Source organism: Marinobacter flavimaris (assembly GCF_002933295.1).
Taxonomy (GTDB): domain Bacteria; phylum Pseudomonadota; class Gammaproteobacteria; order Pseudomonadales; family Oleiphilaceae; genus Marinobacter; species Marinobacter flavimaris.
Map to the genome: position 1 here is coordinate 1 of NZ_PSSW01000053.1, position 390 is coordinate 390.

General features: G+C 50.3%; 2 pseudogenes. Both read right to left on the reverse strand.

Annotated features, from left to right (window positions below):
* Positions 1 to 78, reverse strand: a pseudogene (locus MDHKLMBL_RS21060) (GTP-binding protein); the annotation flags it as partial.
* Positions 71 to 390 (reverse strand): annotated as a pseudogene (locus MDHKLMBL_RS21085) (hypothetical protein); the annotation flags it as partial. The pseudogenes MDHKLMBL_RS21085 and MDHKLMBL_RS21060, both read right to left, overlap by 8 nt.

Here is a 390-nt window from a genome sequence, read left to right on the forward strand (position 1 = left end):
GGTTTTACCATGGTCAACGTGACCAATGGTGCCTACGTTCAAGTGCGGCTTATTACGCTCAAATTTAGATTTAGACACGGTTACACCTCTTCCTGTTTCTTAAGTCCTTGGGATCTCCTTGGCTCACCTCGTAGACAGCGTCATAGTTTTTAACGCCCTTCAGAGCATTGTCGTACCCGGCTGCACCTGCAGGTAAAGACATCAGGACCAGAAGGAAACAGAGAAGGCCGCGGCCGACTTTGAAAAGGCGGTGGAGCTCTACCCCGAGATGTTCAAGTATCGCCTGTACAATGGCCTGAAACAAGCGCACATGGACGTGCTCGTAGCGGTTTTTGGAAGGGGGCTCCGTGCCTACGTTCAAGTGCGGCTTATTACGCTCAAATTTAGATT